The 17,142-nt window shown below is 59.4% G+C and carries 16 protein-coding genes; 4 read left to right on the top strand and 12 right to left on the bottom strand.

Annotation, left to right across the window (positions count from 1 at the left end; translation table 11 throughout):
* Positions 1–15 precede the first annotated feature (15 nt).
* Both GM658_RS21400 and GM658_RS21395 read right to left on the bottom strand, forming a co-directional pair.
* A complete protein-coding gene (locus GM658_RS21400) occupies positions 16–1,365 on the bottom strand; it encodes a hypothetical protein (protein WP_155456089.1) in 1,350 nt (449 codons plus the stop codon).
* Between the two features lie 33 nt (positions 1,366–1,398).
* The gene (locus tag GM658_RS21395; protein WP_155456088.1) at positions 1,399–1,803 is read right to left on the bottom strand and encodes a hypothetical protein; all 405 of its coding nucleotides are present in this window, start codon (positions 1,801–1,803) and stop codon (positions 1,399–1,401) included.
* Between the two features lie 117 nt (positions 1,804–1,920).
* Between GM658_RS21395 and GM658_RS21390 the strand changes: the two genes are divergently transcribed.
* Positions 1,921–5,598, top strand: a complete 3,678-nt coding sequence (locus GM658_RS21390) for an ATP-binding protein (protein ID WP_155456087.1) — start codon at positions 1,921–1,923, stop codon at positions 5,596–5,598.
* An 85-nt stretch (positions 5,599–5,683) separates the two neighbouring features.
* Here the strand turns inward: GM658_RS21390 and maiA are convergent, their stop codons facing one another.
* From maiA to GM658_RS21375, 3 genes are read right to left on the bottom strand one after another with little or no spacing between them, the layout of a single operon-like run.
* Positions 5,684–6,328 carry a maleylacetoacetate isomerase gene (gene maiA, locus GM658_RS21385; protein WP_155456086.1) on the bottom strand — a complete coding sequence of 215 codons (645 nt, stop codon included), beginning with the start codon at positions 6,326–6,328 and terminating at the stop codon, positions 5,684–5,686.
* Positions 6,325–7,347, bottom strand: coding sequence for a fumarylacetoacetate hydrolase family protein (locus GM658_RS21380; protein WP_155456085.1), 1,023 nt, complete (start codon positions 7,345–7,347; stop codon positions 6,325–6,327). Before GM658_RS21380 ends, maiA begins: the two co-directional genes overlap by 4 nt.
* Positions 7,348–7,368: 21 nt before the next feature.
* Positions 7,369–7,899, bottom strand: coding sequence for a VOC family protein (locus GM658_RS21375; RefSeq protein WP_155456084.1), 531 nt, complete (start codon positions 7,897–7,899; stop codon positions 7,369–7,371).
* An 86-nt stretch (positions 7,900–7,985) separates the two neighbouring features.
* Here GM658_RS21375 and GM658_RS21370 point away from each other — a divergent pair, with 86 nt between their 5' ends.
* Together GM658_RS21370 and GM658_RS21365 are read left to right on the top strand one after the other, a co-directional pair.
* A complete protein-coding gene (locus tag GM658_RS21370; RefSeq protein ID WP_155456083.1) occupies positions 7,986–8,855 on the top strand; it encodes a LysR family transcriptional regulator in 870 nt (289 codons plus the stop codon).
* 7 nt (positions 8,856–8,862) lie between these two features.
* Entirely contained in the window at positions 8,863–9,429 is a 567-nt protein-coding gene (locus GM658_RS21365) for a gamma-glutamylcyclotransferase (RefSeq protein WP_155456082.1), read from the top strand.
* A gap of 3 nt (positions 9,430–9,432) precedes the next feature.
* On the opposite strand, the gene GM658_RS21360 is transcribed toward GM658_RS21365, so the two are convergent.
* The 6 genes from GM658_RS21360 to GM658_RS21335 all read right to left on the bottom strand — a co-directional run bounded on the left by GM658_RS21360 (position 9,433) and on the right by GM658_RS21335 (position 14,489).
* Positions 9,433–10,188, bottom strand: coding sequence for a glycosyltransferase family 2 protein (locus GM658_RS21360; protein ID WP_229417007.1), 756 nt, complete (start codon positions 10,186–10,188; stop codon positions 9,433–9,435).
* Positions 10,189–10,250: 62 nt separating this feature from the next.
* Positions 10,251–10,607, bottom strand: coding sequence for an SMR family transporter (locus GM658_RS21355; protein WP_155456080.1), 357 nt, complete (start codon positions 10,605–10,607; stop codon positions 10,251–10,253).
* Positions 10,604–11,437, bottom strand: coding sequence for a sugar phosphate isomerase/epimerase family protein (locus tag GM658_RS21350; protein ID WP_155456079.1), 834 nt, complete (start codon positions 11,435–11,437; stop codon positions 10,604–10,606). Before GM658_RS21350 ends, GM658_RS21355 begins: the two co-directional genes overlap by 4 nt.
* On the bottom strand, positions 11,434–12,219 hold the full coding sequence (locus GM658_RS21345) for an NAD-dependent epimerase/dehydratase family protein (protein WP_155456078.1): 786 nt from the start codon (positions 12,217–12,219) through the stop codon (positions 11,434–11,436). The genes GM658_RS21350 and GM658_RS21345 overlap by 4 nt, the downstream gene beginning before the upstream one ends.
* Positions 12,220–13,356 (bottom strand): NAD(P)/FAD-dependent oxidoreductase, encoded by a 1,137-nt coding sequence (locus GM658_RS21340; RefSeq protein WP_170298910.1) that lies wholly within the window; start codon positions 13,354–13,356, stop codon positions 12,220–12,222.
* A gap of 2 nt (positions 13,357–13,358) precedes the next feature.
* Positions 13,359–14,489 carry a glycosyltransferase gene (locus tag GM658_RS21335; protein WP_229417006.1) on the bottom strand — a complete coding sequence of 377 codons (1,131 nt, stop codon included), beginning with the start codon at positions 14,487–14,489 and terminating at the stop codon, positions 13,359–13,361.
* Between the two features lie 117 nt (positions 14,490–14,606).
* Between GM658_RS21335 and GM658_RS21330 the strand changes: the two genes are divergently transcribed.
* The gene (locus GM658_RS21330; protein ID WP_170298909.1) at positions 14,607–15,854 is read left to right on the top strand and encodes a hypothetical protein; all 1,248 of its coding nucleotides are present in this window, start codon (positions 14,607–14,609) and stop codon (positions 15,852–15,854) included.
* A 64-nt stretch (positions 15,855–15,918) separates the two neighbouring features.
* Here GM658_RS21330 and GM658_RS21325 read toward each other — a convergent pair whose 3' ends face one another.
* Positions 15,919–17,085, bottom strand: coding sequence for a PA0069 family radical SAM protein (locus GM658_RS21325; protein WP_229417005.1), 1,167 nt, complete (start codon positions 17,083–17,085; stop codon positions 15,919–15,921).
* Positions 17,086–17,142: the final 57 nt, after the last annotated feature.

Raw genomic sequence — 17,142 nt, 5'->3', positions numbered from 1 at the left:
TGCAAATTTAACATGCTATTCCGCCGAGGAATTGAAATTCTTCAACCTGCTGCGGGCGGTGCGCAGCTGGCGATACATGAACGCCACGAGCAGCACGCCCAATACCGCCAGTGCCGCCGCCACCGACCAGGCCCGCCGCAATTTCTCCTGGTTGCGCAAATCCTTCGCCTCTTCATCCTTCTGGCGCAGCAGTTCCTCGTCTTCGCGGTTTTTCTTCGTTACCTGGGCCTGGGCCGTGCCGGCGTCCAGCGATTTGCGGGTGGCGCTGGCATAGACTTGCAGCGCCAGCTCTTTCAGGCCGACATAGTCCAGCGCCCTGGCGTATTCCGAGAGCGCTTCCGCGTCGATGATTTCAATATTGACCGCTTCGATGGCTTCGCGCCCGGCGTCGGTCTGGCCCAGGTAGATCAGGGCAATCCCCTCGTTGAATTGCGAAAGCTCCGCGATTTCGGAATTACCGGCAGCCAGCGCGCCCCTCTTCGACTCGCGGCTCATGACCAAGGCTTGCTTGTAGTCCTGGCTTTTCAGGCTCATGTCGGCGAGGGTGACCTGCATTTCCGGCACTTCTTCAAGCATATGATGCTTTTGCAGCCAGGCCACCACGTCGCCCAGGGCTTCCTTGGCGCGCGCAAGCTGGCCGGCGTCTTCCGCAATCTGCCATTCCGCATAACGGGCGCGGATCGCCGGGCCTTCGAGCGGAATCGATGCCGCTTTGGCCTTCAAGACGTCAATCGCCTTGAGCGCCTCCTGGCTGCCGCCGGCCAGGCCATTCAGGGCATAAGCCCTGGCGCGCAAGGCCATGAACTGGGTCACCGCCTGGCCCGACTTGTCCGCCAGCGCCACGGCATGGTCGATATATTCAAGCCCCTTGCGGCCATTGCCCTGGCGGATCTCATTCTGGCCTGCCGTGGTAATGATGCGCGCCTGCAGCGCCGTATCGCCGGTCTGATCGGCCAACTGGCGCGCCTGCTCCACGTATTTGGCCGCAGTTTCCTGCTCGCCCAGCGTGGAATAGACGTAGGAACGGTCCAGCAGGCTATTGGCGACAATGGCGTCGTCATCGAGCTGGTGTCCAATCAGCTCTTCGGCTTCCGCCGCCTGCAGCGCGCTGGCGCGCTCGGACCTGAAGACGACGTTGCTGAGCAGGGAATAATAGCTTGCCTGGTCGCGCTGCGACCATTGCCCCAGCTGCGGTTTCAGTTTGCGCAACTCAGCCAGGGTGTTGTTTCTGGCCAGGTAAGAAAACTCGCGTAATTGCGCAAGCCGGGCGCGCGGGGTCGGTGCATCCTGTCCCATGGCCGGCGGCTGGATGAGCCCGGTGGCAAGGATGGACACGCCAAACAAGCGCACAAATTTGCGGAACATTACGGCTTTCGATTTAACAGAAGGTAATATATTTTACTGCTCTGCAAACAGATCGTGTGCATTCAGGATGGCGAAGGCGATTTCCGGGTGGCGGTCCAGGCACTTGCGAATGGCCGCCGGCACCGATTGCCGTGTCTTGCGGCACAGGCCGGGCCGCTCGCCCAGCACGATCTGGAAACCGCGCACCGTGCGCACTTCATTCGGGCCAGGCGCGATGCTGACCGAAACACCCAACTGCTCTTCCAGCCGCTGGCCGATGCGCATCAGCTCGGCATAAGTGGAAATCGCTTCGATGCGCTCGAGCAGGCGCTTTTCCTCCTCCTTGGTCAGGCGCAGGATGCGCAAGTCCGCCTGCGGGTCCTCCAGCAGCGACTCGCGCTTGCAGTCGCAGGCGCCCGGCGGGCATTCCTTGCGGATGGGGAAAGGCGGCATCGTCATCGCCCCAGTATCCGTTGCTTGCATCGTGCTGTCAAACCCGGCTGCGCTGGGACTTGTGTGCGCCGCACAGTTTTCGTACAGTGCTAAATTGCTAAAAATTTCATACTAGAGCTACGTGTGACTATCAAACAGGAAGGCTTGAATTTCCTCGCTTCCCCTGGCGCGCTGGGACGGCAGATCGCAGAATTCGACTGGTCCGCCACACCGCTTGGGCGCCTCGACGCATGGCCGCAAAGCTTGCGCACCACCGTCAACCTGATGCTCAACTCCAGCCACCCGATCTGGATCGGCTGGGGCCCGCAGGCCACTTTCCTCTACAACGATGCCTATATCGACGTATTGGGTGCGGCCAAACACCCGTGGGCGCTGGGCCGCCCGGCGCAGGAAGTGTGGGCCGAGATCTGGCATTATTGCGGCCCGCTGGCCGACAAGGTATTCCAGCGCGCCGAGCCGTCCTACGTGGACGCGGTGCAGCTGTTCATGAACCGCGGCGACTGGGTGGAGGAAGTCTGGTATTCCTTCTCCTACAGCCCGATCTTCAACGAAGCAGGAGATGTGGGTGGCCTGTTCTGCCCTTCCACCGATACCACCGCCACCCGCCTCAATGCGCGCCGGCTGGCCGCGCTGTCGGCGCTGTCGGCCAGCGCACTGCGCGAGCAGGACGTGGCCAGTGCCTGCGCCACGGCCATGCATACCATCGCTGACAACCCGGCCGATATCCCGTTCGCCCTGCTGTTCAAGCGCGCCGGCGACACTGTGCGCCTGCAGCAGACGGCGCATGTGGAAGATAGCGCCTGCGACCAGGCGCACTGGCCGGTGGGCCAGGTCCTTACCAGCGGGCAGCCGGTGGCGATCGCCACTGCAGGCATTCCCGGGCTGCCGCTTGGCCTGGCCGGGCAACCGGTGCGCGTCGCATTGGCCCTGCCGGTGACGGACGGCGTGCTGGTGCTGGGCATCAGCCCGGCGCGGCCGCTCGATGCCGAGTACCGCACCTTCTGCGAACTGGTGGCAGGCCAGATGTCGGCCGCAATCCAGAATGCCAGCGCGGCCGCCGAGCAGCGCCAGCGCGCTGAAGCGCTGGCGGAACTCGATCGCGCCAAGACCGCCTTCTTCAGCAATGTGAGCCACGAATTCCGCACGCCGTTGACGCTGATGCTGGGCCCGATCGAAGAAGCGCTGGACGACAGCAGCAACCGCCTGCCCGCCATTCATCACGAGCGCATGCGCCTGGCGCAGCGCAATGCACTGCGGCTGCAAAAGCTGGTCAACACCTTGCTCGACTTTTCACGCGTGCAGGCGGGCCGCATGCACGCCAGCTATGCCAGGGTTGACCTGGGCGCCCTGACGCGCGACCTGGCCAGCGGTTTCCGTTCCGTGGTCGAAAGCGCGGGACTGACCCTGACCGTCGATTGCAGCGAGCTCACGGCCAGCGCCTGGGTCGATATCGGCTTGTTTGAAAAGATCGTGTTGAACCTGCTCTCCAACGCCTTCAAGTTCACTTTCGACGGCGGCATCACAGTCAAGCTGCGCCAGGAAGGCCACCTGGCGCTGCTGTCGGTGTGCGACACCGGCGTCGGCATTTCGGAAGACCAGCAGCAGCGCATATTCGAGCGTTTCCGCCGCGTTGAAGGCAGCCGCTCGCGCACGCACGAAGGCTCGGGCATTGGCCTGGCGCTGGTGCGCGACCTGGTGGAGCTGCTGCATGGGCATATCGAATTGGACAGCACGCTGGGCGCGGGCAGCACCTTCACGATCACCCTTCCCCTGGGCCACGCCCACCTGCGCGAGGAGCAGCTGGTCATGGCGCCAATCGGCGGCAACGAAGGCGTGCGCGAAGCGTTCCTGCTGGAGGCGCAGCGCTGGCTGCCGGAAGAAGACAGCGAAGAACCCTTCCTCGACCTGGCCGACGATGACAGCGTGCTGACCCTGGGCGCGCAAGTGCTGGTGGTGGACGACAACGCCGACATGCGCGACTACCTGGCGCGCCTGCTGCGCCAGCGCTGGCACGTCAGCACCGCCGCCAATGGGCGTGAAGCACTGCATGCCATGGCCGGCGCCGTGCCGGACCTGGTGGTGTCGGACGTGATGATGCCGGAGCTCGACGGTTTCGGCCTGATCGCCGCCATGCGCGCCGACGCAGAGCTGCACGACGTGCCGGTGCTGCTGCTGTCGGCGCGCGCCGGCGAGGAAGCGCGTATCGAAGGCGTCAACGCCGGCGCCGACGACTACCTGGTCAAGCCCTTTTCCGCCCGCGAACTGCTGACACGGGTCGACTCGCAGCTGATGCGTTCGCGCATCCGCCAGGCCGAACGGGCCCACATGGCCCGCATGGCCAACACCTTCCAGCAGGCCCCTGCCGCCATTGCCATCGTGCGGGGGCCGGACCTGGGTTTCGAGCTGGCCAACGACCGCTTTGTGGAGCTGAGCTGGCAGCGCGAATTGATTGGCCTGCCGATGCGGCGCGCCTTCCCCGAACTGGAAGGCCAGGGCATGGTGGAAGAACTGGAACAGGCTCTGGCCAGCGGCCAGCCGGTGATCGGCAAGGCGCGGCGCGTGATGCTGAAGCGCGACGGCGGCCTGCAGGAGTGTTATTTCGATTACGTGCACCAGCCTGTGCGCAATGGACGCGGTGAAGTGGACCGCGTCGCGATTGTGGCATTCGAGGTGACGGAGCTGGTACGCGCGCGGCGCGACGCGGAGCTTGCCAACCGGACCAAGGACGACTTCCTGGCCATGGTCGGCCATGAGCTGCGCAATCCGCTCTCGCCGATTCTGATCGCACTGGAACTGATGCGGCTCAAAGGCTTGGGCGGATTGGCGCGCGAACATGCCGCCATCGAGCGCCAGGCGCATCACCTGGTGCGCCTGGTGGACGATCTGCTGGACGTGGCGCGTATCGCGCAGGGCAAGATTGCCCTGCGGCTGGAACGGATCGAGCTGTCCAAGCTGCTGGCGCAGGCGCTGGAGACCGTCAGCGGCCTGCTGGAAGAGCGCCAGCAGCGCCTTGAAGTGGACGTGGCGGTGGAGGGATTGGCGATCAACGCCGATCCTATGCGCTTTGCCCAAGTGCTGGTCAACCTGCTGACCAACGCGGCCAAGTATTCCAACCTGGGCGGGCATATCCTGGTGCGCGCGAGTACGTCCAAGGGGCGCGTGGTGCTCAGGGTGCGCGATACGGGGATCGGCATTGGCGCCGACATGCTGCCGCATTTGTTCGACAAGTTTGTGCAAGCGCCGCAGTCGCTCGATCGTTCGCGCGGCGGGCTCGGGCTGGGGCTGTCGATTGCGCGCAGCCTGGTGCAGCTGCATGGCGGGGAGATTGAGGCGCACAGCGCTGGTCCCGGCGCTGGCAGTGAATTCATTATCCGCTTGCCGCTGGCGGGCGAGGCGGATATGGCACCTTCAGCGGGCGCAGCACCGGGTCAACTGGCTGCCGTAACGCCGCGCCGTGTGCTGCTGGTGGACGATAACCAGGACGTGTTGCAGGGCCTGCGCGCGCTGCTGGAAGTGGGCGGGCATGAGGTGCAGGCGGTGGGCGATCCTGCCAGCGCGCTGCGCGCCAGCGTGAACTTTGTGCCCGACCTGGCGATCCTGGATATCGGCCTGCCGGGAATGGACGGGTATGAGCTGGCGACCGAGTTGCGGCGCCAACCGGGGTTTGGGAAAACGCGGCTGGTGGCCTTGTCGGGATATGGACAGCCCGCGGACCAGGCACGATCGCGGGAGGCGGGGTTCGCGGCGCATCTGGTGAAGCCGATTACGCCGGCGCAGCTTTATTCTTTGCTGATCGACTAAAACCCGGTGGACCCGGGTCAGACCCTGGCAGCGCGTCGTGCAGTGGATGGGCCGGACCCTTGGGTCTGACCCTGGTTTACCGGGTTTATTCAGTATCCGGCTGCGCAGACGGATGCGCCGCCTTGAACGCCGGCAGATCCGCGCAATTGGCAGCAATCCTCGCCACATTCGGATACGGCGCCAGGTCGATGTCGAAACGCTGCGCGTTATACACCTGCGGCACCAGACAGCAATCCGCGATAGTCGGCGTATCGCCATAGCAGAAACGCCCAGAGTCACCATCCCGCTCCAGGTGCGCCTCCAGCGCCCGCATGCCCTCGCCCATCCAATGGAAATACCAATCCATCTTCTGTTCCTCGCTCAGCCCCATTGGGCCTTTGAGGTGCTTAAGCACCCGCAAATTCATCAGCGGATGGGTATCGCAAGCAATGGTCTGCGCCAACGCACGCACGCGAGCCCGCCCCACAGCATCCTGCGGCAGCAGCGGCGCCATCGGATGCACCTCTTCCAGGTATTCGATGATGGCCAGCGACTGGGTCAGCACAATGCCGTTATCCACTAGCGCCGGCACCAGTCCCGCCGGATTCACTTCCCGATAGGCCGGCGCCCGCTGCTCGCCGCCGTCGCGCAGCAAGTGCACCGGCACCGCATCGTAAGCCAGCCCCTTGAGGTGCAGCGCAATGCGGACGCGATATGCGGCCGAACTGCGAAAGTAAGTGTAAAGCTTCATGCACGTTCCCCATAATTGCGCACCGTCTGGTCGATGGCGCCGAAGATGGACTTGCCTGCCGCGTCGTGCATCTCGATGCGCACAGTGTCGCCGAATTGCAGGAAGCCGGTCTGCGGCTTGCCGCTCTCGATCGTTTCATACATGCGCACCTCAGCCAGGCAGCAGTAGCCTACGCCGCCGTTGGCGATGCTGGAGCCATGCAGGCTGCCCTGTTTGTTCGACACCGTGCCGGAGCCGATGATGCTGCCTGCGCACAGTTCGCGCGTCTTGGCGGCATGCGCCACCAGTTGGGCAAAGTTGAAGGTCATGTCTTCGCCGGCGTTCGGCTTGCCGAAAGGCTGGCGGTTGATCTGCACCAGAAGCGGCAAGCGCAGCTTGTTGTCTTCCCAGGACTTGCCCAGTTCTTCCGGCGTCACCGCGACCGGCGAGAAAGCGCTGGCTGGCTTGGAGTTGAAGAAGCCGAAGCCCTTCGCCAGCTCGTTCGGGATCAGGTTGCGCAGCGAGACATCGTTGACCAGCATGACCAGGCGGATCGCCTTGGCCGCTTCTTCATCGCTGGCGCCCATTTTCACATCGCCGGTGATCACGGCGACTTCCGCTTCCAGGTCGATGCCCCAGGCTTCGTCCAGCGCGAAGATAGCGTCGCGCGGGCCGACAAAGCTGTCCGAGCCGCCCTGGTACATCAGCGGGTCGGTGTAGAACGATGCCGGCACTTCGGCGTTGCGCGCCTTGCGCACCAGTTCCACGTGGTTGATGTAGGCGGAACCGTCGGCCCACTGGTAGGCGCGCGGCAGCGGCGAATGGCACATGCTTTCGTCGAAAGGCTTGGCGCCGGATGCGCTGTCCTGGTTCAGCAGGGCGTAGATCTGTTTCAGCTGCGGTGCGGCCGTATCCCAGTTGTCCAGCGCGTCCTGCATGGTGGCGGCGATGTTCGGGACCGGCTGGCAGGATTTCAGGTCGCGGCTGACTACGACCAGGCGGCCGTCACGGCTGCCGTCTTTCAGGGAGGCTAATTTCATGTGATTCCTTCGCTTTGAAGCTTATTCTTGTGGCGCGTGCATCCAGGCTGCGTGCTTTGGCGCTTTTTTAGTTTTAGACCATTCTTCCAGCATTTCCCACTTCACCTCGTCCAGCTTTTTCATCATTTCCGGCGTGCCGGTGTTGGCCGCCAGTTCCAGGCGGTGGCCGTTCGGGTCGAAGAAGTAGATCGACTTGAAGATGGTGTGGTTGACGGGACCCAGCACGTCGATGCCGGCGGCGACCAGGCGTTCTTTCGCGGCCAGCAGCTCGTCCATCGACGCCACTTCCAGCGCCAGGTGCTGCACCCAGGCCGGGGTGTTTTCGTCGCGGCCCATCTCCTTCTGGGTTGGCAGTTCGAAGAAGGCCAGGATGTTGCCCTGGCCGGCGTCCAGGAAGACGTGCATGTACGGGTCCGGCGCCTTGGTCGACGGCACTTCATCCTCCGCGATCGCCAGCACGAAGTTCATGTTCAGGTGCTTGACGTACCACTCGACGGTTTCCTTGGCATCCTTGCAGCGGTAGGCAACGTGGTGGATTTGCTTGATTTTCATGGCGGGCTCCTTTGTATCCCGCCATTAAACTCTTGTTTCAGCTATCATACAAACGATATTTTCACGTCCATTTATTAGTTTTCCTGATGAGTCCAACCGTCCGCCAGATGCGCGCCCTGGTCGCCGTCGCCCGTACCGGCAGCTTTACTTCCGCCGCCGACCTGCTGCATGTCACCCAGTCCGCCCTGTCGGGGCAGATCAAGGAGCTCGAGCAGCTGCTGGGGGTGAAGGTGGTCGAGCGTAATACGCGGCGCGTGCAGCTGTCAGAAGTGGGACGCGAGCTTTATCCGCTGTTCGACAAGATGCTGCAGGACCTGGACGGGGCGATGGCCGATATCGCCAGCCGCAAGGCTTTGAAAAAAGGTATCGTGCGCGTCGCCGCGCCGCAGATGATGGCGTGCACCCTGCTGCCGCAGGTGATCGGCGCCTTCCGCGCTTCCTATCCCGACGTCCAGGTGCAGCTGGTGGACTGCCCGGTCGATAACGTGGCGGCGCGGGTGGTGAGCGGAGAAGTCGATGTGGGCATTGGGCCGGAACGCGATGTAACGGCCGAAGTGGATGCGCAACTTCTGTTCGAAATGCCCTTCGTTGTGGTCTTCCCTGCTGGGCACGCGCTGGCTGTGCGCGGCACGGTCGCCTGGGCGGAAGTCAATCAGCATCCCTTCATCGCCTTGCAAGGCCAGTTCACCGAGCGCCTGCTGCGCGACATGACCACGCTGGCGCCCTACAACGAGGTGACCTTCATGACGACCGCGCTGGCCATGGTGGCAGCGGGCCTGGGCATTACCGCCTGCCTGCCGTATGCGGAGCCGATGGTGCGGCTGTACGGGCTGGAAATGCGCCCGCTGGTCGAACCTGAGCTGAAGCGCAAATTCTTCATTTACACCAAAACCTCGCGCACGCCCTCGCCTGCTGCCGAGCGCTTCATCAGCGTGCTGGCCGAGTATTCCCTATAATTCGGGCATGTCGCACAATACGATTGAAGCCAACCAGGCAATGGACAAGTTCGATGGCCACCACCAGGTGTGGCTGTTCGGTTACGGCTCGCTGATCTACAAAGCGGACTTCCCCTTCATCGAGCGCCGCCCGGCCCACATCTTCGGCTGGACGCGCCGCTTCTGGCAAGGCTCGCACGACCACCGCGGCACGCCCGATGCGCCTGGCCGCGTCGCCACCCTGATCCCATCGGAAGGGGCCATCTGCCACGGCATGGCCTACCTTGTCACCCCCGAAGAATTCGCCCACCTCGATCACCGCGAAAAGAACGGCTACCTGCGCGTGGCGATCGATATCCATTTCGAAGCGGGCGGTGTGGAAGAAGGCCTGATCTACATCGCCGCCGCCGACAATGCCGCCTGGCTGGGCGACGCGCCGGTGGAAGAAATCGCGCGCCACATCGCCTCAGCCGCCGGGCCAAGCGGCCCCAACATCGAATACTTGCTGCGGCTGGCTGCCGCATTGCGTGAGTTGGGCCATCATGACGAACACGTTCACGCGATTGAAGCCCAGCTTGCGCGGCTGCAAAAGTAACCTTTAAACGTTGTATTTCCCAAGGCAGCTGCGGACAAGTGTCTGAAGCACTTTCAAATTACCGCGAAACGCTGAAATCTTGGTTGGGACTTCGCCCTTGGGATAGCGGCGAACTGAGGCAATCTCCATACAGCGATACTTCAATTGAGGCACACGATGCGACAGGTATGCGAGTAGTTCGTATTCCTGAAAGACGTTGCGGAAGATGCCAATCAACGGGTCCAGCAACATCTTACGGCTGTATGCACGGAAGCCTTGCGTGGTGTCAGTCCATTTGAAACCCGAACTCAATGACAAGGCCGGCGCATGAATAAAGCGGATCGCGAAATCCCTGGATTTAGGGGTATTCTCCGCAATGCCGCCAGAAATGAAGCGGGACGCCTGCACAAAGTCGACGCCGTCTTTTAGAGCGCCAATGAATTGGGGAATGGCGTCTGGATCATCCTTGTCGTTTCCATCAATCGTGACGATGCCTGCATATCCCTGGTCAAGTGCGAACGCATAGGCGCAACGTAATTGGGCACTCAATTTGCCCGGCCCTTTCTTGACGACCAGCCCATTCACGTCCAACTGCTTGAGCGACTCGAGGTCCATCGAGCCATCCGTGCTGCCACCATCGACAATGATGATGTCGGCAATTGCGGCAATCTGGCAGAACTGCATCCGCTTTAACAGATTTCGGATGCGGCCGCCTTCGTTGATCACAGGGATCACCACGCAATATGCGTGCTTCTTACCCTGCCAGAGTGGCACATCCATTGCCGGTACTTCCCACGTGTCGCGGCCTGGCGGTCTAATGTTAGCTGGGGTATTCATCTGATTCATGCCACGCGCGACGTAATGAGTGTTACGCCGGAAATCACAAGAAGGATGCCGGCGACCGTGGTCCAGTGGAAGGGTTCACGGAAAAGAAAAATAGAGAACAGTGCTACCGTAGCAACCGCCCCGGAAGTCAATATCGGGTGCGCCACATTCAAAGGCAGCCGCGCAAGAGCTGCCGCATACAGCAGGAACGCTGCACCATAAAGCCCAAGCCCCAGCCAGAATGGCCAGTTGCTGAACGCGGCGATTGGATCGGCCAGCGATGGAAATTTGCGAGGTGGCATCATCGCAATTTTGACCAGCACGCTGGCAGAGGCATTGGCAAAGATGCCGGTTAACAGAATTATCCACTTCATACGCTGGTACCCGCTACTGGGCGATAGAAATTGCTGACGCGGGAGAGCGCGCGCTCGATGGAGGCAAGATGAGGTTCGTCTTTAGTCGCCACCATTTCAATAGATGCCACATGGCCCGGAATGAAACTGGCCAGCGCTTCATACAGGCGGCCGTGGTCGGTATCGAGGTCGCCGACAGGAATCAGGTTTGGCTCGCTGACGTGCACATGGCCGATCAATTGCGCGCAACTCTCGAGCACGGCTACCGCCGATTCGCCATTGATGGTCAGCGCACCAGTATCAAGCTGCATCCGGATTGCCGGATGCGCAACGCGCAAGACCACTTGCGCGGTTTCCGCGCTAGAGGTCATGAAGTTGGCGCCATAGCAGGCCGGATTCGGCTCGAGGCAAATTATTACGCCCTGTTCAAGGGCAATGTCGCCGAGCAGACGGAAGAAAGTCACTGCTTCCGCCAATGCCTGTTCATCACTCAACCCGGTGCGATCGCGATTTTTCGGAGAGCCAAAGACCAGGCGCGTAGCGCCCAATCCCGAAGCAATACGGCATACTGCCGCCAAATGTGCGAGCAAGGCATCCTGAACGTCTGTTGGTCCAAAAACATTAAGGCCGACGGTGCCGAACAGGAGCGACTGCATCCCGGTGATTTCAATGCCTCTTTCGGCCCACCATTGTTTGACGGCCTGGATGTCGGCAGCGCCTGCCTTGGCAGGCTCGGGGAAATACTTTCCGGGCGCGATGTCGATGGCGTCAACACTGAATTTCTTCAACAGCGTTGCCACCTCTTCGTCTTCGGCGACGTCCCATGCGATATTGGAAATAGCAAGCCTCATGCGGCACCTCCGGCTCCGAGAGGCTCGGACTGGGCATATGCCCTGATCGCCAGGATCGTCTCGTGCGCACTGTATTGGTGGCGTCCGCTTGCGCCAAATTGGCCGGCATAGCGTGTCTGCATGTCGTAACGCGCTGGCGTGTTAGGCAACTCTTGGGTGAAGGAGCGCCCGAAACCCTGCAGTGAAACCTCCGACACGCTGACGGGTTCAGAAGTCAGGTGTACCAGCTTCAGCCCTTTTTGCAGCGCGATCTGGATATCGAACCAAAGATTCACCATCGGGTAGAACTGGAATACGCTGCGGCTCTCGATCGCACTCAGGTTATTGTTGTTCAGGAAATCAAAGATGACGTTTTTGCGCAGGCCGGGCCCGACGAGGCCGGGCAGGCGAATAATTAAGTGCTTGGGGAAATGTTCTTCAACGAACTTCTCAAGCAGGCGGCGGTGAAGCCCATAAGGGTGCAGCCCAACTTCATCGACGGGCGTATCTTCGTCGACACCCTGCGGATTCTTGAACACATCAACTGTGCTGATCAGTACAAACGTATTGCAGGTAATGGTCTTCAGGTGGCTGATCAGCCCTTCAATCTTGGCCTTGTCTTCGGCCGGGTTGCCATTCGCAATCCATTTCTGCGCAGGTGCGCCTGCGCAGGTAACGACATCGAATTCCCTGTTATCGATTTCGTGGATATTGGTCGACCGGTACAAGGCATCGAAGGACGCTTGCTTTAGCAGCGTGGCTCCGACGAAACCGGAAAAACCAATCAATGCGTTCTGATTCATTTATCGCTCCGGAACGTTCTCAAATTTTTCAATGTCGAGTTTTTCGAGGACGTCGTAAATATTATCGATCTTTCCGCCCAGTACCGAGTAGCAGCCAGGCAGCTCAGCGTGGTGTTCGAAAAGGATTGGGCGGCCGTCATCGCCTTCATTTTTTTGCAAGATCGTTTTGACCTCAAACAGCGAATCGGCATGCTTGGCGTCACGTACCGCCGGCATATAGCGGCTGACATCCCTCAGCATACGTTCAACGCGCGAGTCGCGTTCGTATTCCCGAAGCTTCTGGTAAGGGTCATTTCCGACTTCGTCCTGCCAGCTGAAATGTGGCGTATAGCGCACATGAGAAAGCGTATGCAGGCCGCGGGCAGGAAAAGGCATCATCGAGAAGAAGGGCCCATCCATCACGGTTACACCGAGCCCGGCCAATGCCTGCGGAGCTGTGACCAAAGCCATTTCGGTGATTTCATGTTTTAAGCGAGTCTTCGTTCCAGGGAAATCCCCGGACAGTTGGTTCAGCCCGCTGTAAGTGCAGTTAAAGAGGTAGCGGCATTGCAAGGAACCGGAATTGCCGTTCCTGTCGCGTGTCGTCACTTGCAACCCCCGTCCGGTGTCGCGCGATAACGACATTGCGCTTGTCGATAGCCGTACTTCAACTCCGGATTCCTGGAGCTCCTTCATTGCCCAGGCTGCAAGGCGCGTGGAATCGAATGCATACTCTTCAACCAGAAAGACCGCTTCGATCAAGCGCGGTTCAAAAAGCTTTTTCAGTCCGGCTTCGGCCGGTTCAATCCTTGCGCCGATCTCGTGGCAAAAACGCTCGAACTGCTTGGCGGTGACCTTGGTGTTACGCCTTGCAATCGCATAGAGCTTGATGAAGTCCTGTGTGACGGCTTCGGGCCAGTCACGCACAAACCTGGGGAAATTCACCCGGCTACGAAACGCCGTGGTGAAGCTGCGCGGGTAGTGATACCCATTGTGGACGCGGGCTTGATTATTGTAAGAGGCCCGGCACAGCAGCTTAGGCTCGCGCTCCAGCAAGATTACGCGACCGAGTCCTCTCTCTTTGGCAAGGTAGATCGCAATGGCCGCGCCATAAAACCCACCACCAATGATGACCGCATCAGCTTGTATTGAACTCACAGTCAGGCACCTACACGTTCAGCCTGATGCGCGGTGCCCGGGGTGTGGGCATCCACAGTTTCGATGTTCAGTTTTTCCTTGCGGGTCACTCGGGCACTGGTGAACTCTTGCGCTACATGATAAAGCGGGCCTTCGTTCGACAAGGTCGCCATATTGAGAATGTACTCGCCCAATACCAATAGCACGAGCGAAATGAGGAAGAACATACCTGACTGTTGCAGCGACAAGCTGATCCAGCCTGGCGCTACGTCTGTCTTGAAGATGCCGATTGTCACGACATAAACCGAATAGACCAGATTGGCTATCGCACCAAAGAGCGACAAACTCGTTACGAGGCGCATTGGCGCCTGGGTTGTCGATACAAGCAGGCGTATGCCGTGATCGACGCTATCACCAAGCTTCTTTACGCTTCCTACGATCGGGGGGGCGCTATATTCCATATTCACGCGCGCGAACCCGCCTGTTGCCGGCAAGTGCCGGTAGGTCACAGAAGGCTGCGGATGTTGGAGAATGAAGTTAATAACCCGCCGGCTAAGGAGCCTGTAGCTCGGGGCTTCCTTGGCAAGATGAATGCCATTGAAGCTTTTGTACAAGCGGTGGAAAGCACTGTTGGCTATGCGGTAAGGAATGCTCTGCCGAGGCCTTTGACTATTATGAGCAAACACAACGTCCGAACCGTTGACGGCTTTCTCCAGCATTTGAGGCAAGAACGCGATGTCATCGCTCAACGGATCAATGACCGTAACGAAATCGCCAAGCGCGTTCTCTAAACCAACCCACGCCGCAGTATCACTGCCAACTTCCTTGGTCAGCGCGTACACCTGAAGATTGGGTAAGCCTTGTTGGCCAGTTAGCGTCTTGAGTACGCTGACGCTCGCATCTTCGGAAGCATTGTCGACGACGATCAGCTCATAGTCGCTAGCGTACGAAGCCAGTTGCTCACAGGCGGGCCTGAGAATATCCTCCAATTGCGCGCTTTGGTTGCGAACGACAAATACAACCGAGAGAAAGACAGGATAGAAAGCCATGCTTGTGATTTCCCAAAAGTGAGCCCCGCTCACGCCAGACTTTGATTTTTTAAACCACTGATTATAAGCTGCAAAGCGCGACGCGCCCCCCTCTTTCTGTGCCAACGGGTAGTTTACAATGAGTGATTTCGTGACTCGGAATCCTGCATGCGCCCTGCTGTTTCAACCACGTCGTCGCGTCCTATCTATTGGATTGTAGTCCTGGGACTTCTAGTCAGCAGTATGACCTTCTTTCCGGGCTGGATGAGTAATGACTCCATCATGCAGTACCGGGAGGCGCGAGCCGGAGAATTCAACACTTGGCATCCCGTATTGATGGCCTGGTGGTGGAGGCAGTTGGACCATCTTTATCAAGGTCCGGCGCCTTTCCTGATTCAGAATCTCTTGCTGTATTGGGGTGCCTGGGGAGTATTAGCGAACGCGATTCGACGCGATGTCGGCCAATACGCTTACCTGCTACCCCTATTAGGCTTTTGGCCAGGTTTTTTTTTCGTGCTTGGCGAGATCTGGAAAGATGTTGCGTTCGCATGCAGTTTATTCATGGGATGGGCGATCGTTATCAACGCTTATTGCTGGCGTCGAAAAACATCACGCCTGGAGCAATGTGCCTTAGTAGTCTTGTTAAGCTTTGCAGTTGGCGTCAAGACCAATGGAATCGTTGCCATTCCTTTTCTTGCCCTGTTTTGGCTATTTAACGAGCAGCGCCGGCTTGGCGCTCGCTCTGCATTGCTGGCTTCACTGATTTCGGTCGCAACTTTCTTGATTCCTTATGGAATCACGAGCCTTCTTCCGGTAAAAAACGATAATCCAATTCAGTATACGCAAGTCTATGACCTTTTTGCGATTTCAGTCAAAACAGGTGATAACCGGCTTCCAAAATATATTAACGATCGTGTGCAACTGCCTTTGAGCGAATTGCAAAAAAGATATGCCGTTGGCAAAAATGATAATCTATTCTATGGCATAACCAAGGATCTAATTGGCCTGAGAGCCCCTTCTTCAAGCGATGCCTTGGATTTACGGAAATCGTGGCTCGCAGCCATTAACAGCAATCCAAGCGATTACCTTATGCATAGGTGGGATAACTTTCTCTCACTATTGAGAATTGGGCAATCCTCAGCGGCCTATGTCGCAACTCCTTCAGTGGTAGCGAACGAGTTCGGAATCAAATTTGAAACCAATATAATTTCCGAATGGCTAGCCACGGAGCCCGAAACACATCCGTGGATCTTTTACCCATGGCTGTATTTGCTATTGGCGCTGATCTCAACCTTAGTGCTTTTAATTAGAAAAAAATATAGGGCCCCAGCCCTATTAATGACCGCATCCTCACTGGTCTTTGTGGTGCCGCATTTTTTTATAACCCCGGCGTCTGATTATCGTTATTTGTATTATTCATACTTTTGTTCCGTAATGATTATCGTCTTCGCTATCTCATCATTCAGGACCGTCCCTGATCAAGAAGAATGAATATCGAATAACGAGCGCCGCCGGCAGGTGTCCGGCGCTGAAGCTGGCTCAGCCGCCTTACCATTCAAAACAAATCCAACTGTCCGGCCTTGGCTGCGGCGCGCGCGCGGGCGCCGGAGGGCGGGATGTAGTCGGGACGCTTGAATTGAGTGCAGTCGAGGGAGCGGAACTTGCTATGGCGGCCGTGGAAGCCGAAGCGGGTGATGCCTTTTTCGATGCGCTGCTGGATCAGGTCGGCCCACACGCCCTCACCGCGCATGCGCGAACCGAACTCGGCCTCGTAATCTTTGCCGCCGCGCATATCGCGCACACGGTTCATCACGCGCGCGGCGCGGTCGGGGAAATGGGCTTCCAGCCATTCCTTGAACAAGGGGCTGACCTCCCACGGCAGGCGCAGCACGACATAGGTCGCCATGATCGCTCCGGCATCGCGCGCGGCGGACATGATCTTTTCGATATCGGGCTCGGTCACGAAGGGAATGATCGGCGCGATACTGACACCAACCGGAATGCCGGCCTTGGCCAGCGTTTCGATGGTACGCAGGCGGCGTGACGGCGCGGCGGCGCGCGGTTCCAGCGTGCGGGAGATTTTGCTGTCCAGCGTGGTGATGGTGACCGAGGCAGCCGCCAGGTTACGCTCCGCCATCGGCGCGAGGATATCGATATCGCGCTCGATCAGCGACGATTTGGTGATCAGGCCAACCGGGTGATTGCATTCGGACAGCACTTGCAGCACGCGCCGCGTGAGCTGGTATTCGCGTTCGCAGGGCTGGTAGGCGTCGGTATTCACGCCCAGCGCCAGCGATTCGACCAGGTAGCCGGGCTTGGACAACTCGGCGCGCAGCAATTCCGCCGCATTCACCTTGGCAAACAGCCTGGTCTCGAAATCAAGCCCCGGCGACAGGCCCAGGTAACTATGCGACGGGCGCGCAAAACAATAAATACAGCCATGCTCGCAGCCGCGGTAGGGATTCAAGGAGACGTTGAACGGAATATCGGGCGACTGGTTGTGCGTGAGGATGGTCTTGGCCATTTCTTCAGTGACGATGGTGCGCGGAGGGAGCTTTTCTGCATCGGCATCGTCCGGATCGGGCGCCCAGCCGTCATCGAACGCCTCGCGCGCCTGCAACTCATACCTTCCTTGCATATTTGATACCGCACCGCGCCCTTTTTGCGCCTTGCGCGATTGCGGCGGCAGCATCACCTGCCCCTCTAGTTCATCGTCTTGCATCGGTGCCTCAACGGCAAAGTACTGGATATATATACAGCATTCTAAACCGCCCGCGCC

The organism is Massilia eburnea (assembly GCF_009720745.1).
GTDB lineage: Bacteria > Pseudomonadota > Gammaproteobacteria > Burkholderiales > Burkholderiaceae_D > Rugamonas > Rugamonas eburnea.
The sequence above is the reverse complement of the archived record's forward strand: the minus strand, read 5'-3'. Positions and strand labels throughout refer to the sequence as shown.